The organism is Pseudomonas sp. CK-NBRI-02 (genome assembly GCF_008124495.1).
Taxonomy (GTDB): Bacteria; Pseudomonadota; Gammaproteobacteria; order Pseudomonadales; family Pseudomonadaceae; genus Aquipseudomonas; species Aquipseudomonas guariconensis.
This window is the reverse complement of the sequence record NZ_VSJH01000022.1, coordinates 13,950-39,163: the sequence shown is the minus strand read 5'-3', so window position 1 is coordinate 39,163 and position 25,214 is coordinate 13,950. Positions and strand designations below refer to the sequence as shown.

The 25,214-nt window shown below is 60.4% G+C and carries 23 protein-coding genes; 11 read left to right on the top strand and 12 right to left on the bottom strand.

Annotated features, from left to right (window positions below; translation table 11 throughout):
* The first annotated feature begins 149 nt into the window (after positions 1-149).
* Positions 150-2,435 carry a P-loop NTPase fold protein gene (locus tag DQ397_RS15865; protein WP_043209626.1) on the top strand — a complete coding sequence of 762 codons (2,286 nt, stop codon included), beginning with the start codon at positions 150-152 and terminating at the stop codon, positions 2,433-2,435.
* Positions 2,436-2,694: 259 nt separating this feature from the next.
* Here the strand turns inward: DQ397_RS15865 and DQ397_RS24765 are convergent, their stop codons facing one another.
* Complete coding sequence (locus DQ397_RS24765) at positions 2,695-2,934, bottom strand: hypothetical protein (RefSeq protein WP_043209625.1); 240 nt, start codon at positions 2,932-2,934, stop codon at positions 2,695-2,697.
* Positions 2,935-3,027: 93 nt separating this feature from the next.
* A protein-coding gene (locus DQ397_RS15855) for an IS3 family transposase (RefSeq protein ID WP_372240772.1) occupies positions 3,028-4,145 on the bottom strand; the annotation gives its coding sequence in 2 pieces (ribosomal slippage) (positions 3,028-3,944 and positions 3,944-4,145; 1,119 coding nt in all).
* 752 nt (positions 4,146-4,897) lie between these two features.
* Between DQ397_RS15855 and DQ397_RS15850 the strand changes: the two genes are divergently transcribed.
* Positions 4,898-8,563, top strand: coding sequence for an SIR2 family protein (locus DQ397_RS15850; RefSeq protein WP_238556611.1), 3,666 nt, complete (start codon positions 4,898-4,900; stop codon positions 8,561-8,563).
* Between the two features lie 372 nt (positions 8,564-8,935).
* Here DQ397_RS15850 and DQ397_RS15845 read toward each other — a convergent pair whose 3' ends face one another.
* Positions 8,936-9,154: a hypothetical protein gene (locus tag DQ397_RS15845; protein WP_043209622.1), complete on the bottom strand. Its 219-nt coding sequence runs from the start codon at positions 9,152-9,154 to the stop codon at positions 8,936-8,938.
* 596 nt (positions 9,155-9,750) lie between these two features.
* Between DQ397_RS15845 and DQ397_RS15840 the strand changes: the two genes are divergently transcribed.
* Entirely contained in the window at positions 9,751-9,975 is a 225-nt protein-coding gene (locus tag DQ397_RS15840; protein ID WP_043209620.1) for a hypothetical protein, read from the top strand.
* Between the two features lie 163 nt (positions 9,976-10,138).
* Here the strand turns inward: DQ397_RS15840 and DQ397_RS15835 are convergent, their stop codons facing one another.
* Together DQ397_RS15835 and DQ397_RS15830 are read right to left on the bottom strand one after the other, a co-directional pair.
* Positions 10,139-10,477, bottom strand: a complete 339-nt coding sequence (locus DQ397_RS15835) for a hypothetical protein (protein ID WP_043209617.1) — start codon at positions 10,475-10,477, stop codon at positions 10,139-10,141.
* Positions 10,478-10,570: 93 nt separating this feature from the next.
* Positions 10,571-12,124: a methylenetetrahydrofolate reductase C-terminal domain-containing protein gene (locus DQ397_RS15830; protein ID WP_080642081.1), complete on the bottom strand. Its 1,554-nt coding sequence runs from the start codon at positions 12,122-12,124 to the stop codon at positions 10,571-10,573.
* 261 nt (positions 12,125-12,385) lie between these two features.
* On the opposite strand from DQ397_RS15830, the gene metE reads away from it, so the two are divergent.
* Complete coding sequence (gene metE / locus DQ397_RS15825) at positions 12,386-14,680, top strand: 5-methyltetrahydropteroyltriglutamate--homocysteine S-methyltransferase (protein WP_043209616.1); 2,295 nt, start codon at positions 12,386-12,388, stop codon at positions 14,678-14,680.
* A 163-nt stretch (positions 14,681-14,843) separates the two neighbouring features.
* Complete coding sequence (locus DQ397_RS15820; RefSeq protein WP_043209614.1) at positions 14,844-15,599, top strand: hypothetical protein; 756 nt, start codon at positions 14,844-14,846, stop codon at positions 15,597-15,599.
* Between the two features lie 43 nt (positions 15,600-15,642).
* On the opposite strand, the gene DQ397_RS15815 is transcribed toward DQ397_RS15820, so the two are convergent.
* Positions 15,643-16,821, bottom strand: a complete 1,179-nt coding sequence (locus tag DQ397_RS15815) for an acetyl-CoA C-acetyltransferase (protein WP_043209612.1) — start codon at positions 16,819-16,821, stop codon at positions 15,643-15,645.
* Between the two features lie 218 nt (positions 16,822-17,039).
* On the opposite strand from DQ397_RS15815, the gene DQ397_RS15810 reads away from it, so the two are divergent.
* From DQ397_RS15810 to DQ397_RS15795, 4 genes are all read left to right on the top strand, one after another.
* Complete coding sequence (locus tag DQ397_RS15810; RefSeq protein WP_043209611.1) at positions 17,040-17,309, top strand: PepSY domain-containing protein; 270 nt, start codon at positions 17,040-17,042, stop codon at positions 17,307-17,309.
* A complete protein-coding gene (locus DQ397_RS15805) occupies positions 17,309-17,842 on the top strand; it encodes a cytochrome b/b6 domain-containing protein (protein ID WP_043209610.1) in 534 nt (177 codons plus the stop codon). Before DQ397_RS15810 ends, DQ397_RS15805 begins: the two co-directional genes overlap by 1 nt.
* 152 nt (positions 17,843-17,994) lie before the next feature.
* Complete coding sequence (gene fabV / locus DQ397_RS15800; RefSeq protein WP_043209609.1) at positions 17,995-19,206, top strand: enoyl-ACP reductase FabV; 1,212 nt, start codon at positions 17,995-17,997, stop codon at positions 19,204-19,206.
* A 213-nt stretch (positions 19,207-19,419) separates the two neighbouring features.
* Complete coding sequence (locus DQ397_RS15795; RefSeq protein ID WP_043209606.1) at positions 19,420-20,328, top strand: alpha/beta fold hydrolase; 909 nt, start codon at positions 19,420-19,422, stop codon at positions 20,326-20,328.
* Between the two features lie 33 nt (positions 20,329-20,361).
* Here the strand turns inward: DQ397_RS15795 and DQ397_RS15790 are convergent, their stop codons facing one another.
* From DQ397_RS15790 to DQ397_RS15775, 4 genes are all read right to left on the bottom strand, one after another.
* Positions 20,362-20,703: a HopJ type III effector protein gene (locus DQ397_RS15790; RefSeq protein ID WP_043209605.1), complete on the bottom strand. Its 342-nt coding sequence runs from the start codon at positions 20,701-20,703 to the stop codon at positions 20,362-20,364.
* A complete protein-coding gene (locus DQ397_RS15785; protein ID WP_043209604.1) occupies positions 20,696-20,992 on the bottom strand; it encodes a DUF1244 domain-containing protein in 297 nt (98 codons plus the stop codon). Before DQ397_RS15785 ends, DQ397_RS15790 begins: the two co-directional genes overlap by 8 nt.
* A gap of 10 nt (positions 20,993-21,002) precedes the next feature.
* Positions 21,003-21,695 carry a dihydromonapterin reductase gene (gene folM / locus DQ397_RS15780; RefSeq protein ID WP_043209603.1) on the bottom strand — a complete coding sequence of 231 codons (693 nt, stop codon included), beginning with the start codon at positions 21,693-21,695 and terminating at the stop codon, positions 21,003-21,005.
* Positions 21,696-21,773: 78 nt separating this feature from the next.
* Positions 21,774-22,346, bottom strand: a complete 573-nt coding sequence (locus tag DQ397_RS15775) for an antibiotic biosynthesis monooxygenase (protein ID WP_043209601.1) — start codon at positions 22,344-22,346, stop codon at positions 21,774-21,776.
* Positions 22,347-22,526: 180 nt separating this feature from the next.
* On the opposite strand from DQ397_RS15775, the gene DQ397_RS15770 reads away from it, so the two are divergent.
* Positions 22,527-23,495 (top strand): MerR family transcriptional regulator, encoded by a 969-nt coding sequence (locus DQ397_RS15770; RefSeq protein ID WP_080642079.1) that lies wholly within the window; start codon positions 22,527-22,529, stop codon positions 23,493-23,495.
* Here the strand turns inward: DQ397_RS15770 and DQ397_RS15765 are convergent.
* Together DQ397_RS15765 and DQ397_RS15760 are read right to left on the bottom strand one after the other, a co-directional pair.
* Positions 23,492-24,085 (bottom strand): hypothetical protein, encoded by a 594-nt coding sequence (locus tag DQ397_RS15765; RefSeq protein ID WP_043209597.1) that lies wholly within the window; start codon positions 24,083-24,085, stop codon positions 23,492-23,494. The two genes, DQ397_RS15770 and DQ397_RS15765, sit on opposite strands and share 4 nt — an antisense overlap.
* 59 nt (positions 24,086-24,144) lie before the next feature.
* Entirely contained in the window at positions 24,145-24,582 is a 438-nt protein-coding gene (locus DQ397_RS15760; RefSeq protein WP_043209595.1) for a PAS domain S-box protein, read from the bottom strand.
* A 105-nt stretch (positions 24,583-24,687) separates the two neighbouring features.
* Between DQ397_RS15760 and DQ397_RS15755 the strand changes: the two genes are divergently transcribed.
* A complete protein-coding gene (locus DQ397_RS15755; protein ID WP_043209593.1) occupies positions 24,688-25,143 on the top strand; it encodes a flavodoxin in 456 nt (151 codons plus the stop codon).
* Positions 25,144-25,214 lie beyond the last annotated feature (71 nt).

Here is a 25,214-nt window from a genome sequence, read left to right as displayed (position 1 = left end):
CAACACTGTCGCCGACCCACCAAATATGAGAGAAATCGTGCTTTCATGAAGTTGGTAATTCGCCCGTTTCCTCAAGCCTCAGCAGGTTTGCGCACAACGGGGCACGAGAATCAGCGCGTACTGACTTACAAGGCATCAAGGAGAGATTCGTGAAGTGGATTCGCAAACTGTTTGGTATGGACACTAAAGACTCAGAAGCCGCATCGCATGCTGCTGCAGAGAAAACGACTCGTAAAGATCAAGAAAGCCGCTATGAAGGCGATCAATACTTCTCGGATGAGCCCATAAACTCAAAGCATCAAGACCGGTTCGGTCGAGCGCCTTACGCAGCGCGTATCGCTGAGACAATCGCTAGGCGCCTTGACCCCTCAAGCATTGTCATCGGCCTGTTTGGCCCGTGGGGAGATGGAAAAACCTCAGTTCTCAAGATGATGGAGGAGTCGCTAGACCAGCACGGACAGGTCGTCACAATACGATTCAATCCTTGGCACTTTCCTTCCGAAGACGCACTTTTGCGCGGCTTCTTTTCGACCCTGGCTGAAGCTTTGGGTAAAGAGCCAGCATTCAAAGAAAAAGCAGCTGCCCTGCTCGAGTCCTACGGGGGGATCCTGTCTGTCATCTCAGTCGCTTTGCCGGGTGTAGAAATCAATCCAGGTGAAGCAGCGAAGCAGATCGGAGAATCGTTATCCAAAGTCAGTCTCGATAATCTCAAGGATCAAATTGACGCTCTTTTGGGCCAAAGCGGGAAAAGATTGGTGATCCTTATCGATGATATTGATCGGTTGGATAGGCATGAAACCCACGCCATTTTCAAGCTAGTAAAACTCTCGGCTAGCTTCAAATACACCTGCTACGTTCTGGCTTTCGATGATGAGGTAGTCGCTGCTGCATTGGGTGAGCGTTACGGCGCCGGCGGACAGGAAGCAGGGCGCGCTTTTCTCGAAAAGATCATTCAGGTGCCCTTGCATCTACCCCCCGCTGATCGAATGAGCCTGCGAGAAATCGCGTTTGAGGGCGTCGATCATGCTCTCAATCAAGCAGAGATTGTCCTTGAACAGCGTCAGATCGACGTATTCACCCGCCATTTTGTAGACGGCCTTGAGCCGAAGCTTGAAACTCCACGAGTCGCAAAGCTGTACACCAACGCACTCATGTTTGCACTTCCACTCGTCAAGGGAGAAGTCAACATCGCTGAGTTCATGCTTGTTGAAGGACTGAGGGTGTTGTACCCAAAGCTGCATGCGGCAATTCGCGACAACGCAGATTTGTTTTTACAGGGAGAGCCCCGCGAAGCATTGCGAGGTTTGGAAAGGTCTCCGTCTGCCATTGATCGGCTCCTCGAAACCGTAATGCCAGGTTCTGCTTCAGAAGAGCGGGGCCAAGTGCGAGAGCGACTTTTGAAACCTCTTTTTCCGCGAATCAGCAATATGACGTACGGAGGAGATTGGGAGGAGCGTTGGGCTAACGAGCGAAGAGTTTGTTCGAGCCGTTATTTCAGGCGCTACTTCGTTTACGGGGTGCCTGAAGGTGACATATCGGATAATCATTTGACAACCCTTATAGACGCCCTTGTCACCGCAGATACCGATTTACAGCGCAGCCTGTTGAGCTCGTATTCAAAGCGGGCCATGCCGCAGTTGATCCAAGCATTCAGGAACCGAGCGGACTCTCTGGATGAGGTTTCGGCATTAGCGATCGCAATCGCTGTCGCTAGGAATGGAGATCTTCTTCCGCGCGAACGCGGAGCTCTCATAATCGGCGGTACGATAATGTATGCGGGGATACTAATTTCTCAACTTATCAGGCGAATCCCGTTATCTGACAGGCAGTCGGCTGCTGAGGCAGTACTTGGAGCAGCATTTCCGTTGGCGATGGGGATGGAGTGCGTCCGATGGCTCACACACTCAGAGGACCGACCAGAAGAGCGCCGAGTTCTTCCTAATGGAGCGGACGACGTCCTTTACCAGTTGTTCGCTTTTCGAATCCGTGACGCGGACGATGTTGAACCGTTGTTTATTCAAGCAGGAAGAGACGCACCAAATCTTTACTGGTATTGGCGGCACGGAAGAAATCGAGGAGAGATCGAAGCGCGCTTACTCGAGATTTTTGATCAAGACCCAGCGAAGCTGGACGACTTTCTCGACACCTACATCGGAGAAGGATGGGAGGTGGAAAGTGGCCTGCCGGTTAGGTCTGACCTGAGGCGTGAGAGCTACGACAGCATCGCGTCAATAATCTCACCGAACTATGTTTTTGATAACCTCCGTACCCGCTATGGAGCCGAACTGGACGCCCCTCAGTACTATCAGGATGGAGAGCCAGCGAGAATGACTGCACACCAGTTCGCCTCTATACATCTTTCTATTGTCGCTGAGCAGACACCTGCGCCTGAGGAGGCCGACGGATCACGTAACGACCCTGAGCAATCTAAGTGATGCCGATCTAAGACGTTTATTTGATGAATTTAACGACTTTTGAAAAATGAGCTACGCCTTCAGGTCGGGCTGCACATCGAGGGTTGACGCTACATTTGGCAGAGCGCTCGCAAGAGATTGGCTGACACCCGTCGCTTGCGAGCGGCAGCTTTGGGTCGATAGCTGCCGGTCGGCTTAATGACCTATCACGACCGAGACGCTGTGAAATTCTGGACCAGCAATATTCTTGTCTCCCGGGTTAAGCTTTGAACGATGGTGGTCAGAGTGATGAACGGACCCGCAGCCATTCTTCCCAGCAATCCTCTGGAACGATGTCCTCATAACCCCGATCTTTTTCTAACGCGAAGGCAGCACTGAAGGGCACTGCCATCGCGGTGGCATTATCTCGAATCTCAAGCACCTCAGCTTCGCTGAGCGCAGAGCCTTTCCGATCCTCCGCCGCCTTTAGCAGAGTGACAAGCGCCGGTATAAAAATCAGACATAACGGGTCTGTAGACAAAGGTTAGCCTCATGCGGGTAGTAATAGAAATCAGTGAAGATTGTAGAAGCTGAGCAAAAAATGCAAAGCGAGTACTGAATCGCCCCTGGTTTCCTAGACACTCTCCAAGCTCAGAAAATGGCGTCTCTCATACTCTACTGGCGACAGCTGCATAGCACTGCCGTGTCGGCGTTTAGGGTTATAGAACATCTCGATGTAATCGAAAATATCACTTCGGGCTTCGTCACGTGTTGCGTAGATTTTTCGTCGGATTCGCTCCCGCTTCAACAGCTGGAAAAAGCTCTCGGCTACGGCGTTGTCATGGCAGTTTCCTCGCCGACTCATACTGCTGACCACGTTGTTGGCCTTCAGGAAGCTTTGCCAATCTGAGCTACTGAATTGACTGCCTTGGTCTGAATGAATCATCACTTGCTGCTGTGGCTTGCGGCGCCACACGGCCATCAGCAATGCGTCGATCGCCAAGTCGCTGCACATCCTGGGCTTCATTGACCAACCAATTACTTGGCGTGAGAAGAGATCCAGCACTACCGCCAGGTAGAGCCATCCTTCATAGGTGCGAATGTAGGTGATGTCTGTCACCCAGACCTTGTTCGGCTCACTGACCTTGAACTGCCGCGCAAGGTGGTTCGGCGAGGCTACGGTCGGCTTTCCGCCGTAAAAACCTGGACGCCGCCGATAGCCCGTTTGCGAACGCAGCCCCTCTGCCTGCATCAAGCGCCCTACTCGATTTCTCCCGCATGTCTCTCCCAGCTCACGCAGGTCATCGTGAATCTTGCGGTAGCCGTACACACCTCCGCTTTCCAGCCAAGCATGTTTGATCAAGCCAAGCAGACGTTGATCTTCTTTTGCTCGGGCAGATTGAGGCTCGGCCAACCAAGCGTAGTAGCCGCTGGGATGCACCTTGAGGGTTTGGCAAAGGCGCCGCACCGGGTAATCCGTCGAGTGCGTCTTGATGAAGGCGTACTTCAGCCGCACTCCTTGGCAAAGTCCGCGGCGGCCTTCTTTAAGATGTCTCGCTCTTCCGTCACGCGTTTGAGCTCGGCGCGTAGCTTGCGCAACTCGGCCTGCTGATCATCGTCTTGCTGACGCTTCGCTTGGGGCTTGCTGTAGACCTTGATCCAGGCGTAAAGGCTGTGCACGGACATGCCCAGCCGCTCGGCGACCTCGGCGACAGGTTTGCCTTTATCGGTCACTTGCTTGACCGCTTCAATCTTGAATTCTTCGGGTTAACGCTGACGACTCATGGCACCTCCTACTTGGGCCTCATTATGAGGCTTGGAGGTGTCTACGAAACCAGCGGCGATTCATACCGATCACGGCTGCATGGATATGGCGTACCGCTAGGGGCGTCAGCGGCCACTCGCGAAGGGTCGCTTTCGACCCACAGCGGCCCTTCGCAAAGGGCCGCAATCGGCCAAGAAGCTGCCGGTCAGTGTGTTGCGTTCATCGGTTGAATGTGCTGCCGGGAAGCGGACGCTCATGATCGGCAGCTGGCGTCCAGTATCTGCCTTTAGCCCTTATTCGCGCCTGATGCACATATGTGACGCTCCAACAATCAGAATTGGAGAGGGTCTCTAACCGCATCCTCAATCAGTTCAAATACATCCTCTGCACTATCTTGAAATTTCAAGCAAACCATCAGCAAACGGCCTTTGTGAGTAGCGTGCTTTAGTTCTGTTTGTGCTTGCTGATACTCTTCGGCTCAGATATTCGCCATCGGCGAGAGTTTATTGGTGATGAGGCGGCAATCTCATCAAAGTGCGGAAGGCACACTCGCCAATCTGGAAGAAGTGCCTACGAACAAAATGGAAAGTTGAGCCCATGAGATTCCTTCCTGACGGACCCTCCATTCCAGACATCCTCCTAGAGCGCTGTGATGCTGGCCGCGTTGTATTTCTCTGCGGTGCAGGCGTTTCATTGCCATCAGGAATGCCGACTTTTGTAGGTCTCACGCAGTACGTCATTGAGCACTTTGATCCCCCAGCCGACTCAGAAGTCATGGCTGCGTTTCGACCATGGGTGGAGGGGCAGTCCGCAGCGAATCCCTCTCGATCAAATCTTCAACCTTCTTCATCTGGAATACGGCAAGGATGAAGTTAACGCGCTGGTCACAGAGCGGCTGAGTGCCCCTCTAGAAATAAATGACTTTGGGCGTGAGCACGGTCTGATCAAGCGGATCTCTTCGAGCCAGAGCGGCGTGCCGCAGATTGTCACGACGAACTTCGACCGATTGTTTGAGGCCGGGCAGGACGGGGAGCATTTGGTTCTGCACGTGCCGCCTGCTTTTCCAGACCTGAACTACGGATCGAAAATAGAGGGGATCACGTATCTACACGGGCGGCTGGTGGAAGCCGCCTCTGAAAGTCATCCCTACGTTCTGAGCAGCGCGGACTTCGGACGTGCCTACCTTTCAGAAGGATGGGCCACTAGCTTCATCAGGCACCTCCTCGAACGATATACCGTCGTTTTGGTCGGCTATCAGGCGGAAGACCCACCCATAAAATATCTTCTTCAGGGCCTCAATCATGACGGTCAGTATGATCGGTCTAGGCTTTATGCCTTTGATCGCGGGCTTCCGGAAGAGATCGAAGTCAAATGGCGAGACCGAGGCGTCACAGCCATAGCCTATTCCAATCATCCAGACCTATGGCGGAGCCTGGAGGCCTGGGCAGACCGGGCCGATGATCCACGCAGGTGGCGTGCATCCATAATTGCTAAGAGCCAGCAGAACCCGAAGGATCTGGCGCCTTATGAGCGTGGCCAAGTTGCTCATGTCCTTCGCACCGTGCAGGGGGCGAGATTGTTTTCGGAGGCTGACCCAGCACCTCACCCGGAATGGGTGTGTGTAATGGATGCGAATATCCGATCAGCCAAACAGAGCCGCAGCTATGGTGCTGATGCAGAAACTTTCGACCCTAGCGCCGCTTATGGACTTGATGACGATCTGCTGGGGCTCACTGAGGATGATCGAAGACTGGGTGTCAGCAACGACAATCTCCTTATCTGGCGTGATGAGGACGATAGCCCGCATGATGTCCATCGATTGGGTGACCGGCAGCCCGAGGGCTTCGAGGCGGTCCCGAAAAGGCTAGGTCATCTCATGACTTGGGTCGGAAAGTCGCTTGATAGCCCTGTGCTTGCGTGGTGGGCGATTCGGAAAAACGGACTTCACCCGCGATTGCTGCATGAGATTGACTGGCAGATAGAGCACGGGACGGATCTTCACAAGCGAGCTCGACACACTTGGCGTCTGATTCTTGAGCACCATCGAGACTCTCGCAATCGTCAAATCAATGGCGACTGGTTCAGTCTGAAGAAGCTGATAGCGAAAGAGGGCTGGGGACCCAGCGTCCTTCGAGAGTTCAGGCGAGTAACCCTGCCCAGAGTTGATATCCGCTCGCCATTTGGCTTAGCGCAATCCAAACCACCATCTTCAACATGGGAGGAAATTCACCTCAGTGACCTCGGTGAGTTCGACGTCAAGTTCCTTGACCGGCATAACGAGGTTCTAGAAATCCCAGACGATATGTTGCCAGCGGTAGTTTCCATCCTGCAGGAGCAGCTAAAGATTGCCTCCGGTCTCCTTGTTGATATCGAGCCAGTCTACGTTGAGACCCCAACTTGCTATCCGGACCGAGAGGTCGTCGGTATAGAGCGTAGGACCGAAGACGCAGAGATTACGACTTGGTTCATCGAGCTCTTCGACCGAATGACTGACCTTAACCCAGAGCTGGCGAATGCCTATGCAATGGTCTGGCCCGAGACAGATCAGTTCTTTTTCCGGAAGCTCAAGCTTTACGCGTTCAACAAGACAACGGTTTTTGATGCTGACTTTGTTGCCAGCTCGATATTGGCCTTCGATCAAGAGGCCTTTTGGAGCCGTGATGCAGCCAGAGAGCTTCTTTTCTTGTTGGCGGATCGGTGGAGAGAGTTCTCTCAGGAGCGCCGAGACCAAATTACCGATCGGATCCTCTCGGGCCCTGATCAGCTTTCCCATTTGACTGAAGACCAACACCATGATCTGCGGGATAGGCTCATCGCCCGATATGCTCGGTATCTCGAAATTAAGGGTTGTGATCTCACGGAGAACTATAGGGAGCGGCTTGCCGGAATAATCAGGGGCATTTCTGAATGGGACGACGATTGGGCGACCTCGACGGTGACTAAATGGGGTTCACAAGCAGGCTGGGTTCGCACAGACGAAACCGCCGACGAGCTTATGAGCATTCCAGTGAATCAGGTCATAGCCACGGCGAAGGGAGACCTTAAACGCGATTTAGGCAGCCTCACCGAGAAGCGGCCCTTTACTGGTTTAGTGAAAGCCAATCCGCGCAAGGCATTGTCTGCGCTGACGATTGCAGGAAAGGCTGATGACTACCCAGAGGCGTTCTGGTCCTCGATGATAGATGAACTTCCCGCAGACATCCCGCCGAGACTTAGACGGGTATTTCTAAATCGAGTAGCGCGACTCCCGAATGCGGTTATCGCCAAGCTGCGTCATACCTTGGGCCGGTGGCTCGAGAAAAACTTGGTCGCGACCCTTAAGTTTGATGATGGTCTCGGTTGGGCAGTCTGCGATCACATTGTGGGTGGCATTCTAAGCGGTGGAGCAGACGCAGCGAAGAGCGGGATTGGCGAAGTCCGTCAAGGAGGGCAAGTCATTCAACGGTCCCGACGTACACTCGACCACGCAATCAACGGCCCCGTTGGCATGTGTACTGAGGCTCTGTTTCATGCAGTGTCCAGGGAGGAGAAAGAGGCTGGATCACTCATCCCTGATCACATCAAGCTTCGTATAGAGCGCCTTTTTTCGGCACCTGGTGAGGATTCGGATCATGCGGTGTCGATAGTGAGCAGAAGACTGAACTGGCTCATGTTCGTTGATCCCGTCTGGACTGTGGGGCGTCTTATTCCAATGTTGGAATTTGATCATCCTGCTTCGGAACCTGCGTGGAACGGGTTTCTTCATTTTGGGCGGGGGCCATGGCCGCCATTGGCCGCAATCATAAAACCGCTTCTGCTTCGTCTTTTTCCGTGGATCGAAGGCTTTTCATGGAACCAAGAGCTCTCAAACATAGCCGCACAATGGCTGGGCTTCATGCGGGTATTTCACCCGAATGAGCAGGGCGGTCTCTCACAAGTTGAAATGCGTTCGGTTTTGCGGGCAATGTCTGATGAAACTCGGAATCGATTCATTTTCTGGTTGGGTCTAGTTGGAAAGGAAAACGAGAATGGTTGGGCCGAACACGTCATCCCCTTAATCAATGAGGATTGGCCGAGAGAGCGTCGATATAGGACTGCTGCATCGATGAGGTCGTGGATTGGCTTGCTTGTGGACACCGGCGATAGTTTTCCAATCGTCTACGAGGCGATGAAGAAGTTTGTGGTACCGGTGGAGACAAATGACTATCCGTTCTACCGGTTCACCCGAGAGATCCGTGATGAAATGCCGATTACCGTTCTATTCCCTGAAACGACGCTGGATTTGATGAACAGAGCTACACCTCAGGTTCTCACCCGTCCGTCATATGAGCTACCGAAGGTGCTAGCACTGATTGCGGAAACCGAACCTAACCTGACATCAGATCCACGTTATTTGCGCCTGATAGATCTTGTTGAGCGCAGCTAGATTTCGGCTTTTATGACCGGCATCACCTAAGACGCCCAGGATACTCAGTGGCTGCTTCTGGCCGGTATCTGTCGCCCGCGAATGACCGCTAAGGGGCGAAAGCGGCCGGTCGTGAACGGCAACTTAAAACCCAAACTGGTCATCGCCGTGCGAAGTCTTTCGATCCGAAGCTTCCTGCCGGATCTTGCTGTAAACGGGCAGAAACAAATGACGTGAAATCAAGGATATATCGAAATATGAAGGGGCTAGTTGGCCTGAGCTTGCAGGTTAATTAGTACGATTTTACGCTTGGAAGTTTGAAGGCTATCAAGCCTGAAACTGCCCCGGTGCGGCACATTCGAGAATTCTAGTGAAGGATTTTGGAGCCACCTATCAGGCACAGAGCACCACAACCCCATCCTCTTCCTCATCCGGCACTTCATCCGTAACAATCACCCGCGCATGAGCGCTGCGCTCATCTTCAATCCGCAACCCGAAATACCGCTCATCGTTGTCATCCCAAAACGCTTCCACCTGGGCCATGGAGGCGTTTTCGAGGAGGACCTCGGCGCTGTGTTCCAGGATGATCGAGTAGCGTGTTTGGGTATTCATTACAAAGGGGCTCGCGACGGCGGGGTGGTGGTGGGGGTCGTAAAAAATGCGATGCCATTATGCCGTCTTGCTGGATTTCAGCCCTAACCACTCATCGTTTCAATGACGTTTCTGTACCCAACGGTATGGCTATCCGTCGGGTTATGGCCGGGCGGGATGGGATTTCGTAGCAATACCTTTCAGATCAAAGCCCAGTCCTTGCGCTGATCGAGCCGCAGGGATAAATTCCCCCGGTCGCGGCAAATTCCGCGTCCGGGTTTGGCGACCCGAACGAAAAGGCGCAATGGCGCCCAGATCACGATTGCAGGCGCTTTTTTTGTGCCCGCAGTCTCGTGTAATGGCGGCTGTGCGTGGGAGACCTTCGGGTCTGCCGAGTTCCTTTTCCTCGGTTCGCCAACCTGCGTACAGCTGCCACCCTAATCGTTTGGCGACGGTTGGCGTGGTGCTTCAAATGAAAAGGACCTCATGCATGACCATCACAAGTCTGTTCCGGATCCTCGCATCCGCTCTCCACCGCCCAACTCCTCGGGCTTCCCACCGCTTCTACCCCATCCACACCCAGGGCAACCCAACGCCAGCCCCAAGGCAGGTGCCCCATGACTGACCACGAACGCCTCACCACCCTACAAAGCTACGTCTGGACCCTCGAACTGCTCGGCGAATCGCTGATGCAGCGCGACGAGCAACTGGAGTGCGAGCACGAACCCCAACTGAGCTTTCGTGCCTCGGCGGGGATTCATCAGGCGATCAAGATCATCAGCCGGTTGGCCAGTGAGCAGTGTGGCAAGTTGCTGGGCGATGAGGAGCGCGTAGGCAGTTAGCCCGTGATGCTTGATTGAAGCCGCGTCTTGTTGTCAGGACGCGGCTTTTGTTTGGGCTGTGGATAAGTGAGTGCGGCGGTTGGGGAGCGGTGGTGTTCTCTTCGCGGGTAAACCCGCTCCCACAGGGGACGTGCCGCGCATGACTGCCGATGGCCACTGTTCGTTACTGCGCATTGGCCACGTCTGCGGCCATGCTGCGCAGCAGGCCGGCCAATAGGGCGGAGTCCGGCAGTGAAAGGATGGTGTCGTAGAGCAGGACCATGCTGTTGCAGGTCGCCTTGGGCTCATGGGTGAACTGCTCGGGGTTTGCCACGATTTCCACGGCGCGGCGGTCCTTGGCCATGACGCTCATCAGCACGCGGCGAAAGTCTTGCTCGTACACCGGCAAGGGTTTGGCGAGTACCGGGTGTTTGGTCGTTTGCTCCACCACGTCGTAGGTGATCAGTTGGCGTTGGGCGATCAGGTCGGCGAGTTTGTTGGCTTCGTAGAGCGTTTCGTTCATGCCGGTCCTTGAACTGCGTTGGCTGTCCTGATGGCCGGTGAGTGTAAGTGGGGTGGGCGGGCAGGGCCACCTTTGGGCCCAATCGCCGTGGGTTCAGTTGTCCAGCTCGGGCACTTCGCTGGCGTGCAGGGCAGGTGCTTTGAGGGTGGCCTCGGTGACCGACTGCGGCGCAAGGCCACTGCCACAGGGCTTGGCGATGGTGGTGGTCGCGGCGGGGGCTTGGAACCAGGTGGGCCAGGAGCTGCGGTGGCGGGTGTCGGCGTCGATGCAGGGGATCAGGCGTTCGGTGAGCACAGCGGTTTGCCGGACGGCCTTGGCGGTGCGGTACTTCACGCTGTGGATGCACTCGCGATCGCCGAACTCGCAGCGGTTGAGCGTGGTGCCGCCGCAGGGGCCGTTGGCCAGGCCTTTGGGGCAGGTTTCCGGGCAGATGTAGAGGGTGTCTTCCAGGCGGCAGGTACCGCAGGTGTCGCACCCGACCAGAGGCCTTTTCGCACTGCGTTCCAGGCGATGGAGCACGCGGGCGCCGGTTGGGGTGTTCCACACCGGGCGTTGCACGGCCCAGCCGAAGGCCTGGCTCAGTGGGTTGCGGCGGCTGAACAGCAGTGAATGCAGGCCGTGCAGCAGGTGATAGCGCGCGGTCTCCTTGGGCGAGGCGCTGACCTGGGATTCGCCCAATCGCCAGTTGGCGCCGGGCGGATGGAAGGTGACATCCGGCAGGCCGGGCATCTGCCAGCACGCTCGCCAGGCCGGGGCCCATTGTTCCAGTGAGTGCAGGCGTGCCTGCCAGTGTTCGAGGCTGCGCTCCAGGGCGTCCAGCTGCTCCAGGTCGTGGATGCCGGAGAGGTGGATGCCGGCATAGCCCATCAGGCGCAGGCCGATGATCTGCAGGGCCAGGCGTTCGAGGCTGCGGGCTTGGGCGTGGGCCTTGGAGACCTCGGCTTCGGCGGCGAGCACATCGTGCATGGACGGGGTGACGACGATGCCGGCGACGTGCTCGAAGATCTTCGCGCGCCCCAGGGTGAGGCCCATCACGCAGGCCGTGAGTGGCTTGGGGTGGGGCTGGCGGCGCATCCACTGGATGGCTTCGAGGTGCTTGCTGGCGTCATAGCCCAGTTGCAGGGCCAGAAAGTCCGCGCCGGCGGCGAGCTTCTTTTCGGCCTTGAAGTATTGGGCGCCGCCTTCTTCTTCGCGGTACTTGAACGGGTGCATGCCGGCGCCGAGCAGCCAGCCGGGGCGTGCCTGGCGCACGGTCTGCAGGGCAGCGATGGATTCCAGGTAGCGCACTGGGCGCTGGCCGGGGACGTGGCCGGGCAGGCGGTCGCCGGTGAGCAACAGCAGTTGGTCGAGGCCGGCGGCGTCCATCTGCTGCAACTGCTCCAGCAAGTGGTGGCGCTCGCGGTCCTTGCCGGAGAAGTGCAACAGGGCCGGCAGGGGTTGCCTGAAGCTTGAATAGGCCTCCAGCGGCGACATTTCGAAGGGGCTACCGACCCGGTCGGCGATGGCCATGGTCATGGGCCAGCCGCACAGGTGCTGGCGCGCCATGAGGGCTTCGAGGCTGGCGAAGCGCTCGCTGGAGGACTTGGGCACGAACTCCATGATGCAGACGAAGGTGTTGTCGTGCAGCGCGGTTTTCAGCTGGCTCATGGGCGCTCGGATATCGGGTTGGGGCACGGTGGCATTGTGGGGCAGGGCGAGGGTTGGGTCATGTCCGGTTGCGTAGGGAAATGCGCTGAAAGAGACATTCGAGGTGGTTGTGCTGGCCCTTTCGCGGGTCCTTGTTGCGCTCGACCTGTTCGACGATCATGAGCAATTCTTGAGTTGATCTCAAATTTAATGAGTTTGTCTCACAATGGCTCAGCCGGGAAAATTCCCTCATTCAATTTCAAGATTTCTGAGGGATAAGACATGGCACTGGCGCACAACCTGGGCTTTCCGCGTATCGGTCGGGACCGCGAACTGAAGAAGGCCCAGGAGGCGTTCTGGAAGGGCGAGCTGGACGAAGCCGGCCTGCGCGCCGTGGGCCAGGCGCTGCGGGCCGCCCACTGGCAGGTGCAGAAGGACGCGGGGATCGAGCTGCTGCCGGTCGGCGATTTCGCTTGGTACGACCAGGTGCTGACCCATTCGCTGACCTTCGGCGTGATCCCGGCCCGCTTCGCTGGCCACGAGGGGGCCAAGCCGACCCTGAACACCCTGTTCGCCATGGCGCGAGGCGTCAGCGACAGCTGCTGTGGCGGTGGCCACGCCCAGGAAATGACCAAATGGTTCGACACCAACTACCACTACCTGGTCCCGGAGTTCACCGCTGACCAAGCGTTCGCCCTGAGCTGGGAGCAGTTGTTCGAGGAAGTGGACGAGGCCAAGGCCCTGGGCCACGCAGTCAAGCCGGTGGTGATCGGCCCACTGACCTACCTGTGGTTGGGCAAGACCAAGGGCGCCGATTTCGACAAGCTCGAGCTGGTGGATCGCCTGTTGCCGCTGTACGACCAGATCTTCAACCGCCTGGCCGCCCAAGGTGTGGAGTGGGTGCAGATCGACGAGCCGATCCTGGCGCTGGATCTGCCTCAGGATTGGAAGAACGCCTACGAGCGCGTCTACAACATCCTGCAGCGCGCGCCGCTGAAAAAGTTGGTCGCCACCTACTTTGGCGGCCTGGAAGACAACCTGGGCCTGGCGGCCAACCTGCCGGTCGATGGCCTGCACATCGACCTGGTGCGGGCGCCGGAGCAGTTCCCGACCATCCTCGACCGCCTGCCGGCCTACAAGATCCTCTCCCTGGGCGTGGTCAACGGCCGCAATGTGTGGCGCTGCGACCTGGACAAGGCCTTGGACGTGCTGCGTTACGCCGCCGAGCGCCTGGGCGATCGCCTGTGGGTGGCGCCGTCGTGCTCGCTGCTGCACAGCCCGGTGGACCTGGCCCGCGAAGATCAGCTCGATGCCGAGCTCAAGAGCTGGCTGGCCTTCGCCGTGCAGAAGTGCCAGGAAGTGGCGTTGCTGGCCAAGGCGATCAACACGCCCGAGGCCGATGAGGTGATCGCGGCGCTGGCCCAGAGCCGCGCCGTACAGGCCAGCCGCGCCACCTCGCCGCGCATCCACAAGCCGGCGGTACAGGCTCGCGTAGCGGCGATCCAGCCCAAGGACAGCCAGCGTCAGTCGCCCTTCGCGCAGCGCATCGCCAAGCAGCGGGCGGGGCTCGATCTGCCGGCGTTTCCCACCACGACCATTGGCTCGTTCCCACAGACTTCTGCGATCCGCCTGGCGCGCCAGGCGTTCAAGCAGGGCACGCTGACCGAGGCCGACTATGTCGAAGCCATGCAGAGCGAGATCCGCCATGCCGTGCAGATCCAGGAACACCTCGGCCTGGATGTGCTGGTGCACGGCGAGGCCGAGCGCAACGACATGGTCGAGTACTTCGCCGAGCAGCTCGAGGGCTACGCTTTCACCCGCTTCGGCTGGGTGCAGAGCTATGGCTCGCGCTGCGTGAAGCCGGCGGTGATCTTCGGCGACCTGAGCCGGCCGAAGGCCATGACTGTCGGCTGGATCCAGTACGCCCAGGGCCTGACCGACAAGGTGATGAAGGGCATGCTGACGGGCCCTGTGACCCTGCTGATGTGGTCCTTCCCACGGGAGGATGTGAGCCGCGAAGTCCAGGCCCGCCAGCTGGCATTGGCGATCCGCGACGAGGTGCTGGACTTGGAGGCGGCGGGCATCAAGATCGTGCAGATCGACGAAGCCGCCTTCCGCGAAGGCCTGCCGCTGCGCCGTGGCGCCTGGCCGCACTATCTGGAATGGGCCACCGAAGCCTTCCGCCTCTGCGCCTCGGGCGTGCGTGACGAGACGCAGATCCACACCCACATGTGCTACAGCGAGTTCAACGATGTGATCGAGTCGATCGCGGCCATGGACGCCGATGTGATCACCATCGAGACCTCGCGTTCGGACATGGAGCTGCTGGAGGCCTTCGAGCGCTTCGACTACCCGAACGAGATCGGCCCTGGCGTGTACGACATCCACTCACCGCGCGTGCCGAGCAAGGACGACATCATCGGGCTGCTGAACAAGGCGGCCCAGCGTATCCCCGCCGAGCGCCTGTGGGTCAACCCGGACTGCGGCCTGAAGACCCGTGCCTGGCTGGAGACCGAGGCGGCGCTGGTCAACATGGTGGCCGCGGCCCGGGAGTTGCGCCGTACGGCACTGGCCTGATTCGAACCCTGAGCTGACGCTACATCGTGATGGATGTAGCGTTTTTTTGTGCCGGCACGAGAGACGAAGTCGCGCTCGACAGGGTAGTGGCACATTAGTAGCATCCATGCCCGCGATGGAGGCACCCCACCGATCGCGGCCTCCCCCCATGGATGATTGTTCGATGCAAAAGAGCGGATACCTGTGCCTGGCGTTCATGATCGCCGTCGGCTTCCCGAGTTTTTTCCTCGATCGTGAGCTGATGATCGCTTCATTGCTCGCGATTGCCGCCTTCTCGTTTGGCTACTTCGTGTTCTACCTCATCCGCCACAAGCTCTATCACGGGATGCTGCAGGGCATCTTGCTGTCGCTGTTGGTGATCGCTTTCAGCTTCGTGCCGGTGTTGGGCTGGATCGTGCTCATTGGCTTTGTGCTCTACAACATCGCCAAGGCGGTGGAGGGGCTCAAGGTCCTGGTGCCGGACGTGCTGGTCAGTGCGCTGATCTATGGGCTGCTGACGGCACGGGTGGCGTTCGATGTGCGTGACCTGCTGGCCATCTCGGTCTTGGCGATGATCTATCTGTGCGTGTGCGTGCAGTACTGCCGCCGCCTACAGGGGCTGGGCACGGAGCTGGCGCTGTTCAAGATGAGCATCATGTGGCTGTCGATTCCGTTCGTGGTGCTGACCATCGTGTCCATCGTCTCGGCGCTGGGCAATCTGTTCCGCACTGTCAGCTCGACCTTCACCCGCACGATACTGACGCCCCAGACGGTCTCGGCCCATATGCGCGCGGGCGTTCAAGTGGCCGAGTACACCCGCCATGTGCAGAGCTCCGTGACGCAAACCGTGACCCAGGTGCTGCCGGGTGCAGGCGCCACCATTGCGGGGGCCTCGGGTGGCCTGGCGAGCGATGTGAAGCAGGCCAAGGGCAAGGTGTGAGGCCCAGGCCATAGGGGGCGCTCTGCGCCCCCCGGGCGATGGATCAGCGTTCGATCGCCAGTGCCACGCCTTGCCCGCCGCCGATGCACAACGTCGCCAGGCCTTTCTTGGCGTCACGCTTGATCATTTCGTGCAGCAGGGTCACCAGCACGCGGCAGCCCGAAGCACCGATGGGGTGGCCCAGGGCGATGGCGCCGCCGTTGACGTTGACGCGCTCGGCGTTCCACTCCAGCGCCTTGCCCACGGCCAGGGCCTGGGCGGCGAAGGCTTCGTTGGCCTCGATCAGGTCCAGCTCGCCCAGTTGCCAGCCGGCTTTGTCCAGGCAGCGCTGGGTAGCCGAGACAGGGCCGATGCCCATGATCGCCGGGTCCACGCCTGCACTGGCGTAGGCGCTGATCTTCGCCAGCACCGGCAGGCCCAGGGCCTTGGCCTTGTTCGCGCTCATCAGCAGCACGGCGGCGGCGCCGTCGTTGAGGCTGGAGGCGTTGCCGGCGGTGACGCTGCCGTCTTTCTTGAAGGCCGGGCGCAGTTTACCCAGGGCTTCGGCGGTGGTGCCGGGGCGCGGTTGCTCGTCGGTGTCGAACACCAGCGGCTCGCCTTTTTTCTGCGGCAGGACGATCGGGGTGATCTCATCCTTGAAGCGGCCCGCCTCGATGGCGGCCACCGCCTTGCGCTGGGACTCGGCGGCAAAGGCGTCCTGCTGCTCGCGGGTGAGGCTGTATTTTTCCACCAGGTTCTCGGCGGTGATGCCCATGTGGTAGTCGTTGAAGGCATCCCACAGGCCGTCGGTGATCATGGTGTCGACCAGTTGGCCGTGGCCCATGCGCTGGCCGGTACGGGCCGAGGGCAGGACGTAGGGCGCAAGGCTCATGTTCTCCTGGCCACCGGCGATCACCACCTCGGCATCGCCGCAGCGGATGGCCTGGGCAGCCAGGTGCAGGGCCTTGAGGCCCGAGCCGCAGACCTTGTTCAGGGTCAGGGCGGGCACGCTGTAGGGCAGGCCGGCCTTGATCGCGGCCTGGCGCGCCGGGTTCTGGCCGGCGCCGGCGGTCAGCACCTGGCCGAGTATCACTTCGTCGACCTGGGCCGGGTCCAGTTGGGTCTGCTCCAGCAGGCGCTTGATGACGGCGGCGCCCAGGTCCACAGCGGGCACATTGGCCAGGGCACCCTGGAAGCTGCCGATGGCGGTACGGGTGGCGGCGACGATGACCACGTCGTTCATCTTGTTGTTCTCCGTGCAAGGGGTGGACGCCGGCTCGGCGTATTACCGGCAGCATCGGCGGGTTTGGTTCATTTGTTAAGTTTGTTTTTCTTTTGCATTGATCTGAAATTCAAATCAATGGAGTCGTTTCAGGGCGTCCAAAGGCCGCTGGCACTAAGCTTGGCTTCAGCTTCGCGTCGCACACTGCGGTTTCCAAAAACAAAACGGAGCTTCCCGTCATGCGCCAGATCCTGATCGCCACTGCCTTGATTTTCGCCAGTGCCAGCGCCTTCGCCGAACCCAAGTGCACCACTGCCGAGCGCAGCACCTGGCAGGACGCCGACCAGTTCCAGGCCCAGCTCAAGGAGCAGGGTTACCGCATCAACAAGTTCAAGATCACCAAGGGCAACTGCTACGAGATCTACGGCTTCGACAAGGACGGACGCAAGGTCGAGATCTACCACGACCCGGTGAGCGGCAAGGCGGTCAAGAGCGAGATCCATGACTGATGGCCAGCGTGCGGCTCTGGGACCCCTTGCTCAGGTGCTGCCACTGGTCGCTGGTGTTCGTGTTCTTCGCCAACTCGTTCTTCAACGAGGAAGGTGACGACTGGCACCAGTGGTTGGGCTACTACGCACTCGGTGTTGTGATCGTGCGCCTGGTGTGGGGCTTCGTCGGGCCGCGCAGTGCGCGCTGGGCGGACTTCTGGCCGACCCCGACGCGCCTTGCGGCGCATGCCCGGGCCTTGCGGCGGGGTGAGCATTACCAGCGGCTGGGTCATACGCCGATCGGCGCACTGGTGATGGTGCTGATGCTCGCCTGCGTCGTGGGGCTGGGAGTGACCGGCTGGTTGTCCCAGGAGGTGGATGCCCTGTGGGGCGTCGATTGGCCCAACGATGTGCACAGCTTCCTGGCCAACGCGCTGCTGGCGCTGGTCTGCGTGCACCTGCTCGCGGCACTGGTCGAAAGCCTGCGCCTGAAGGAAAACCTGCCCCTGTCGATGCTCACCGGGCGACGGCGTCAGCCCCAAGACCCGCGATGACTGCACGCCTGAGCGCCAGGTTGTTTTTGAATCGCGCCAATCACCCCCGTAATATGTGTCGGATAACCTGCGGGGGTAGTCTCACCCTCTGATCAAACGGAACCGTCCCCTGCGGCGCGCTTCCTCGGCACAAACCTGAAGAGGTACAGACATTGGCCATCATTCATCCTAAGGTTCGCGGTTTCATCTGCACCACGACTCACCCGAAGGGCTGCGAGCTCAACGTCCGTGACCAGATCGAAGCCACCCGCAAGCTGGGCGTGCGCGAGGATGGTCCGAAGAAGGTCTTGGTCATCGGCGCATCCAGCGGCTACGGCCTGGCGGCACGCATCACCGCAGCCTTCGGCTTCAAGGCCGACACTCTGGGCGTGTTCTTCGAAAAGCCGGGCACCGAGACCAAGGCCGGTACCGCGGGTTGGTACAACGCCGCTGCCTTCGACAAGTTCGCCAAGCAAGCCAGCCTGTACAGCAAGTCGATCAACGGCGATGCCTTCTCCGACGAAGCCCGCGCCAAGGTCATCGAGCTGATCAAGAACGAAATGGGCGGCAAGGTCGACCTGGTCGTCTACTCCCTGGCCTCGCCCGTACGCAAGCTGCCGCAGACCGGTGAACTGGTGCGCTCGGCACTCAAGCCGATCGGCCAGCCGTACAAGTCGACCGCCATCGACACCAACAAGGACACCATCATCGAGGCCAGCATCGAGCCGGCCACCGAGCAGGAAATCGCCGACACCGTCACCGTCATGGGTGGCCAGGACTGGCAGCTGTGGATCGACGCCCTGAGCCAAGCCGACGTGCTGGCCGAAGGCGCACGCACCGTGGCTTTCAGCTACATCGGCACCGAAATCACCTGGCCGATCTACTGGCACGGCGCCCTGGGTCAGGCCAAGCAGGACCTGGACGAAACCGCCCTGCGCCTGGACAAGAAGCTGGCCAGCGAAATCAAGGGCGGCGCCAACGTAGCGGTGCTCAAGTCGGTGGTCACCCAGGCCAGCTCGGCCATTCCGGTGATGCCGCTGTACTTGTCGATGGTCTTCAAGATCATGCAGGAGAAGGGCGTTCACGAAGGCACCCAGGACCAGCTGGACCGCATGTTCCGCGACCGCATGTACCGCGCCGACGGCGCACCGATGCCGGTGGACGAGAAGGCCCGCCTGCGTCTGGACGACTGGGAACTGCGCGACGACGTTCAGGACGCCTGCAAGGCCCTGTGGCCGCAAGTGACCACCGAGAACCTGTTCCAGCTGACCGACTATGCCGGTTACAAGAAGCAGTTCCTCAATCTGTTCGGCTTCGAGCGTGCTGACGTCAACTACGACGAAGACGTCGCCACCGATGTGAAGTTCGACTGCATCGAGCTGTAAGCCTGTCGCCCCACCGTTGGGGCGATACTCGCTGAAGCCTGCAAGCCCTCTCGCAGGCTTCGCCAGTGCCCACACGCGCAGCGCCTTCCAGGTGTTGCGCGGGCTCCGTGGGAGCAGGTGTAGCCTGCGACGGGCTGCGCAGCGGCTCCTGCTAGGGGATGGCTGAAGACGCTTTTTTTGCTAGCGTTGGCGCACCACTGCAGGGAGCGCGTCATGAGCAGCCTGACCCAGCCCGCCACCGCCTTTCGCCACAGTACCGCCGACGGCTACAGCCTCGGAGGCTTCCTCTGGCGCCACGCTTCCCCCGACCCCCAGCGCCCGCTGGTGATCATCAATGCCGCCACCTCGGTGCGCTGCCGTTACTACTCGCGTTTTGCCGACTACCTGTTCGCCCAGGGCTTCGACGTGCTGACCTACGACTACCGGGGCATCGGCGAGTCGCGGCCGGCTTCGCTGCGCGGCTTCAAGGCGTCGTGGAGCGACTGGGGGCGGCTGGACTTCGAGGCGATGCTGCAGTTGGCCGCCGAGCGCTTCGCGGGCCAGCCGGTGGATGTGGTGGCGCACAGTTTCGGCGGCTGTGCAGTAGGGCTCGCGCCGTCCAGCGGGCGGGTACGGCGGGTGGTGATGGTCGGCGCACAGTTCGCTTACTGGCGCGACTACGCGGCGAACGAGCGCTGGCGGCTGGTAGGTAAATGGCACGTGGTGATGCCGTTGCTGACCCGACTGTGCGGGTATTTCCCGGGCAAGCGCCTGGGCTGGATGGAGGACACGCCGGCGGGTGTGGTGCACGACTGGACCACTCGCACGCCGCGCTACGAGCAACGTCCGAGCGGGCGGACACTGGCGCAATTGCCGTTCGCCCAGGTGCAGGCCGCGACGTTGGCGATCAGCCTCACGGACGACCCGTTCGGGACCGTGGCGGCGACCGAGCGGTTACTGGGCTACCTGCAGCACGCCGAGCGGCGGCACCTGCGGTTGGCGCCTGGAGATATCTCGGTCGCGCAGATCGGGCATTTCGCGTTCTTCCATGACCGCTTCCGCGAGACGCTCTGGCCGATTGCCCTGGCCTGGTTGCAGCAGGGCAGGCTGCCTGAAGCGGTACCGGGACGGATCATCAGCTGAGGTGGCCTGGGCCGCAAAGCGGCCCCGGCGATATCAGGCGTTACGCTTGAGCGGCTGCTCGGCGAAGGTGACGCCGGCCAGCCCGTGCTTGATCAGTGCACGGATGTTGCCATGGTCGCTGCCTTCGGGGGTGGCCAGCACGCTGCGGTAGTGCTCGCCGAACGCCAACAAGGCTTCCTGGTCGCTCAAGCCTTCGAGCAGGGCCAGGCCCAGGGTCTTGCACGAGCCTTCGTTCTGGCCGGCGGCGTTCTCGACGCCACCATTGCTGAAGGCCTGGGGCTGGTAGCTGTAGTTCGCGGCGATGAACGCCAGGGTGTCGGCGAAAACATGCTCGCCGCTGGCGAGGCTGTTACGCAGGGTGGACAGATCAGTCACGTGGCTTTCCTTTTTCGAACGCCGCTTGTTGGTCGGCGCTGGCTTCTTTCTGGTACTGGGCTTTCCAATCGGCATAGGGCATGCCGTAGACCTTCTCGCGGGCATCGTCCAGGCTGACGTCGATCTGGCGCTCGTCGGCGGCGGCCTTGTACCACTTGGACAGGCAGTTGCGGCAGAAGCCGGAGAGGTTCATCAGGTCGATGTTCTGCACGTCGGTGCGCTTTTGCAGGTGTTCGACCAGGCGCCGGAACGCGGCGGCCTCGAGTTCGAGCTGTTGTTGCGGGGTCATGGGGCTTCCCTCAGGTCATGCGATTCTTCAGGTGGCGGCCACCGTTGATGACCACCTGGCTGCCGGTGCTGTATTGGCTTTCGAGCAGGAACATCACCGCCTCGATCAGCGGGCGGGCGCCGGGCTCGAACTCCAGCAGGGCTTTTTTCAGGGTCTGCTGGCGGTAGGCGTCGTCGCCACCTTCCTTGAGGATCAGCAGGCCCGGCAGGATACCGTTGACGCGCACCTTCGGCGCGTATTTTTCGGCGAACGACAGCACCATGTTCTGCAGCGCGGCCTTGGTCGCGGCGTAGCCGATGTGGCTCTTGCTGCCGCGTGAGGAAGTTTCGTCGCAGATGTGGATGATGTCGGCCTTCTCGACCTTGCCTAGCAAATCGCCCAGGGCCAGGTTGAGGTGATAGGGCGCCTCGACGTGCAGGCGGAACATGGTCTGCAGGTTGTCCAGGCCATCGTCCAGCCACAGCGAGGCGTTGTGGATGATCGCGCGCAAGCCGTCGTAATGGCTTTGCAGGTACTCGATCAGCGCCTGGCGGTCGGCCTCCTGGCACAGGTCGGCGCGAAACTGCACGATGTTCGGGTGGGGCGTTTGTGGGTGAATGCTGCGGCTGGCACTGACCACCGTATGGCCGGCCTGTGCCAGTTCAAGGGCCAGGGCCAGCCCGACGCGCTGGCTGGCGCCGGTGACGAGGATTGGGCTGTTCATGATCGGGGCGTCAACTTGTCTGTCCTTGCATTGATGCCCCAGCATACCCGAACTGTTTCGCTCTTGTGCGGCTGCGCCTCAGCGGCTGCGCAGCCCGCGCGATGCCTGGCCGGTGGCAGGTACTGTTGGGTTCAGCCAGCCGGCCAGCAGACGGGTGGACAGCGGGATGAACAGATAGACCATCACCGGCGTCAGGGCCAGGGTGCTGATCAGTACCCGTGGCAGCAGATCCAGCGGCGCCAGCCAGTGGCCGAACAGCACGTTGAACAGCAGCGAGACCGGAAAGAATGCCAGCCAGATGGCGGTTGCTTGCTTCCAGCGTGGCGGTTTTTGCACTGTATTGGTGCCGAACCAGTCGTCCAGGCCGCTGACGCGCCTCTCTTTGGGGCGCTCGAACAGGCCGTCGCCACGTTGCAGCCAGGCCCGACGCGAGGCCGAATGCTCCCAGGCGTGCAGAGTGGATTCGTTGGTGAAGCGGAAGATGATCTGGAACTCATCGCCCTCGGCCGGTGGCGCGAGGATGCCCGAGCCCAAATAGCCGGGGAAGTCGGTGGCCAACTGCTCGCCTTCATGAAGCCAGGCCAGCAGGTCCTGGTAACGGCCATGGGCGGCGCGGCGCGACACCATCAGGGTGACGGGAGGGGTAGACATCGTGTATCTCCTGGCGACGGGGCTGGCGGGTAGCTGGCCCCTAGGCTTACATCGCCCGGGGTGGTGGGCGATGCGAGCAGGCTTGCAAGAATCGGGCACGGATTATCGCTCAGGATTCGTGACCGGTCAGTGTCAGCCGGCGGATGGTTGCACTGACCTGGCGGAGTGTCCCGGCGTAGAATGCAGAATCTGAAACAAGAGGCGTTGTCCGTGCACATCAATGATCAGGTGGCCACCTCGGCCGGCCTGGAACACCAAGAGCTGTTCCCCATTCGCGAAGTGGCCCGGCTGACCGGTGTCAACCCTGTGACCCTGCGCGCCTGGGAGCGCCGCTACGGGTTGATCCAGCCCACCCGCACCGACAGTGGCCATCGTCTCTATTCCCAGGCCGATATCGACGATATCCGCAGCATCCTCGGCTGGCTGGAGCGTGGCGTGGCGGTGAGCAAGGTGGGCAGTATCCTGGCCCGCAATCAGGGCGTGACGCAGGATGGCCAAGGCGCCGGCAATGCCGAGGAGCTGGCCGGCTGGCGCGGCCAGGTGCAGGAGGCGACCCAGCGTTTCGATGGCCTGGCACTGGAACGGTTGTTCGACCAAGTGTTTGCCTGCCATGCCCTGGACGCGGTGTTCGATGAGGTCTTCATGCCTGTCTGGCGCGGCTTGCGAGCGGGGCAGGGCGGTTTTGGCCGGGTCAGTGAGTGGTTGTTCCTCGACCAGTTTTTGCGAGGCAAGGTGCTGCTGAGACTGCAGCTGTCGCGCGGGCCCTGGAGCCAGCGCGTGGTGCTGGCGCCGTTGTCGGGCCAATGCCATGAGCTGGAGTTGCTGGTGGCGGGGCTGTTGCTGGGCAGCGACGAAGTGGGCGTCACGGTGCTGGCGACCGGGCAGCCCATGGAGGAGCTGGCGCTGGTGTGCGAGCGCCTCGCGCCCGATGCCTTGGTGATGTTCTCCCATCAGCCCCCCACTCAGGCGCTGGGCAAGCGCCTGGCGCGGCTGACCCTCGGCGTTGGGTGTCCGGTGGTGCTGGCGGGGGAGGTGGCGGAGCTGGCCCAGGAACAGCTGGGCGGTAGCCCGGTCGCCTGCCTTGGCGCGCAAGGCAGCCTGATGCGCAGGCGCTTGCGCCAGTACCTGGCCGGGCAGTTGGATACTTAGGCGTGCATCTGCTGATGGGCCTGGAGGATGTACTCGCGCAGGCGCTCGAGGTCGTCGGCCGGGCTGCGGGACAGGTCGTAGGCGGCCAGGTCCGGGCCGATGCGCCGGCGCAGCACGCCTTTGAGGCGGATGGGTTCGATGCCCTCGGGGGCGAAGTTCAGGGCGAAGCGCACCGGCGCCTCGGGTAGATCCCGCACTTGCACCAAGGTGCCTTTGGAGGAAATGTCCCGGATCCACAGGCCGCTCTGCTTGCCATGGGTATCCAGCAGCGGGGCCGGCTGCTCCAGCGAAAGACGCCAAGGGCGCGGGGTGGGGCCTTCTTCGAAGATTTCAGGCGAACCCACCTGCAGATGCACGGCATGGAACTCGTCTTCGACCAGCTGCAGCGGGAAGCTGATCTGCTGGTTGTTGTACTGGGCCTGAAGCGTGACTTGCTCATTAGCCACCAGGCGGGCGAGCAGTTCCTGCACATGGCGGTCGCCATTGACCAGCAGACTCGACATGGAGTCGGACACATTGAACTGGGGCGAATGCTGCATGTCCTGGATGAAATCCAGTTCGTCCTGGGTCAGGAGGGCATGTGCTTGCATGATCGGGCTCGAAGGTAGCGATTTCTTCAAGGGGATTGACCGCGCGCAAAGCGCTTCGTTCAGCTACGTTCGTCGGATTCCAGCGCGTGCAGCCGGGCCTGCGCTTGGGCCAGTGCCCGCTCCAGTTCTACCTGACGGCTGACGTCCTTCTGGATGCCGATGAAATAAGTGCGCTGGTCGGCGGGGTTGTGCACCGGCGTGATCGACAGCTCGTTCCAGAAGGCGCTGCCATCTTTGCGGTAGTTGCGCAGCACCTCCCGGCATGGCCGGCCTTCGGTCAGGGCCCTGCGGATTCGCGCGCGGCCGAGTTGGTCGCGATCATCGGCCTGCAGGAAGCGGCAGTCCTGGTAGAGAATTTCGTTGCGGGCATAGCCAGTCAGGCGTTCGAACGCTGCGTTCACGTAGATCAGGATGGTGTCGTCGCCTTCCTGTTCGGCGACCACGATTCCGTCGTTCGACGCATCGATCATCGATTGCAGCAGTTGCGCGTTGATCATGTCCGGGCCTTGGGCAAGCGGGGGACTTCGGTGGGAGTGCGGCCTTTTGCCACGGGTGAATGCTAGTATCCTACGTTTTCACTCAGTTTCGGAATCCTCTGCCCGATGAAAGTCGCCATTATTTCAGGCTCGGTGTATGGCACCGCCGAAGAAGTCGCCCGTCACGCCGAGTCTGTGCTCAAAGCCGCCGGTTTCGATGCCTGGCATGCCGCCCGTGCCAACCTCCAAGACCTGCAGGGCTTTGCCCCGGATGCCTTGCTGGCCGTGACCTCCACCACTGGCATGGGCGAGCTGCCGGACAACCTGATGCCGCTGTACAGCACGATCCGCGACACCCTGCCGGCGGCCTGGCGAGGATTGCCCGGCGCGGTGATCGGCTTGGGCGATTCCAGCTATGGCGATACCTACTGCGGTGGTGGCGAGCAGATGCGCGAGCTGTTTGCCGAACTGGGCGTGCGGGAAGTACTGCCGATGCTGCGCTTGGATGCCAGCGAGACCGTGACCCCCGAGGCTGATGCCGAGCCGTGGCTGGCTGAGCTGGCGGCGGCGCTCAAGGTTTGATACGGGCGCATACCTAACACGGCCCGTTCGCGGGTGAACCCCTACAAGCTCAACGCAATCCTTGTGGGCGC

What these genes read in the sequence shown, in the direction of transcription:
- DQ397_RS15845 (WP_043209622.1), bottom strand. Translation starts at nt 9,154, where the DNA reads ATGAATACCCAAACACGCTACTCGATCATCCTGGAACACAGCGCCGAG.
- DQ397_RS15815 (WP_043209612.1), bottom strand. Translation starts at nt 16,821, where the DNA reads ATGAACGACGTGGTCATCGTCGCCGCCACCCGTACCGCCATCGGCAGC.
- DQ397_RS15795 (WP_043209606.1), top strand. Translation starts at nt 19,420, where the DNA reads ATGAGCAGCCTGACCCAGCCCGCCACCGCCTTTCGCCACAGTACCGCC.
- DQ397_RS15765 (WP_043209597.1), bottom strand. Translation starts at nt 24,085, where the DNA reads ATGCAAGCACATGCCCTCCTGACCCAGGACGAACTGGATTTCATCCAG.
- DQ397_RS15835 (WP_043209617.1), bottom strand. Translation starts at nt 10,477, where the DNA reads ATGAACGAAACGCTCTACGAAGCCAACAAACTCGCCGACCTGATCGCC.
- DQ397_RS15805 (WP_043209610.1), top strand. Translation starts at nt 17,309, where the DNA reads ATGGCCAGCGTGCGGCTCTGGGACCCCTTGCTCAGGTGCTGCCACTGG.
- DQ397_RS15785 (WP_043209604.1), bottom strand. Translation starts at nt 20,992, where the DNA reads ATGACCCCGCAACAACAGCTCGAACTCGAGGCCGCCGCGTTCCGGCGC.
- DQ397_RS15760 (WP_043209595.1), bottom strand. Translation starts at nt 24,582, where the DNA reads ATGATCAACGCGCAACTGCTGCAATCGATGATCGATGCGTCGAACGAC.
- DQ397_RS15830 (WP_080642081.1), bottom strand. Translation starts at nt 12,124, where the DNA reads ATGAGCCAGCTGAAAACCGCGCTGCACGACAACACCTTCGTCTGCATC.
- DQ397_RS15775 (WP_043209601.1), bottom strand. Translation starts at nt 22,346, where the DNA reads ATGTCTACCCCTCCCGTCACCCTGATGGTGTCGCGCCGCGCCGCCCAT.
- folM (WP_043209603.1), bottom strand. Translation starts at nt 21,695, where the DNA reads ATGAACAGCCCAATCCTCGTCACCGGCGCCAGCCAGCGCGTCGGGCTG.
- DQ397_RS15840 (WP_043209620.1), top strand. Translation starts at nt 9,751, where the DNA reads ATGACTGACCACGAACGCCTCACCACCCTACAAAGCTACGTCTGGACC.
- DQ397_RS15755 (WP_043209593.1), top strand. Translation starts at nt 24,688, where the DNA reads ATGAAAGTCGCCATTATTTCAGGCTCGGTGTATGGCACCGCCGAAGAA.
- DQ397_RS15770 (WP_080642079.1), top strand. Translation starts at nt 22,527, where the DNA reads ATGCAGAATCTGAAACAAGAGGCGTTGTCCGTGCACATCAATGATCAG.
- DQ397_RS15810 (WP_043209611.1), top strand. Translation starts at nt 17,040, where the DNA reads ATGCGCCAGATCCTGATCGCCACTGCCTTGATTTTCGCCAGTGCCAGC.
- metE (WP_043209616.1), top strand. Translation starts at nt 12,386, where the DNA reads ATGGCACTGGCGCACAACCTGGGCTTTCCGCGTATCGGTCGGGACCGC.
- DQ397_RS15820 (WP_043209614.1), top strand. Translation starts at nt 14,844, where the DNA reads ATGCAAAAGAGCGGATACCTGTGCCTGGCGTTCATGATCGCCGTCGGC.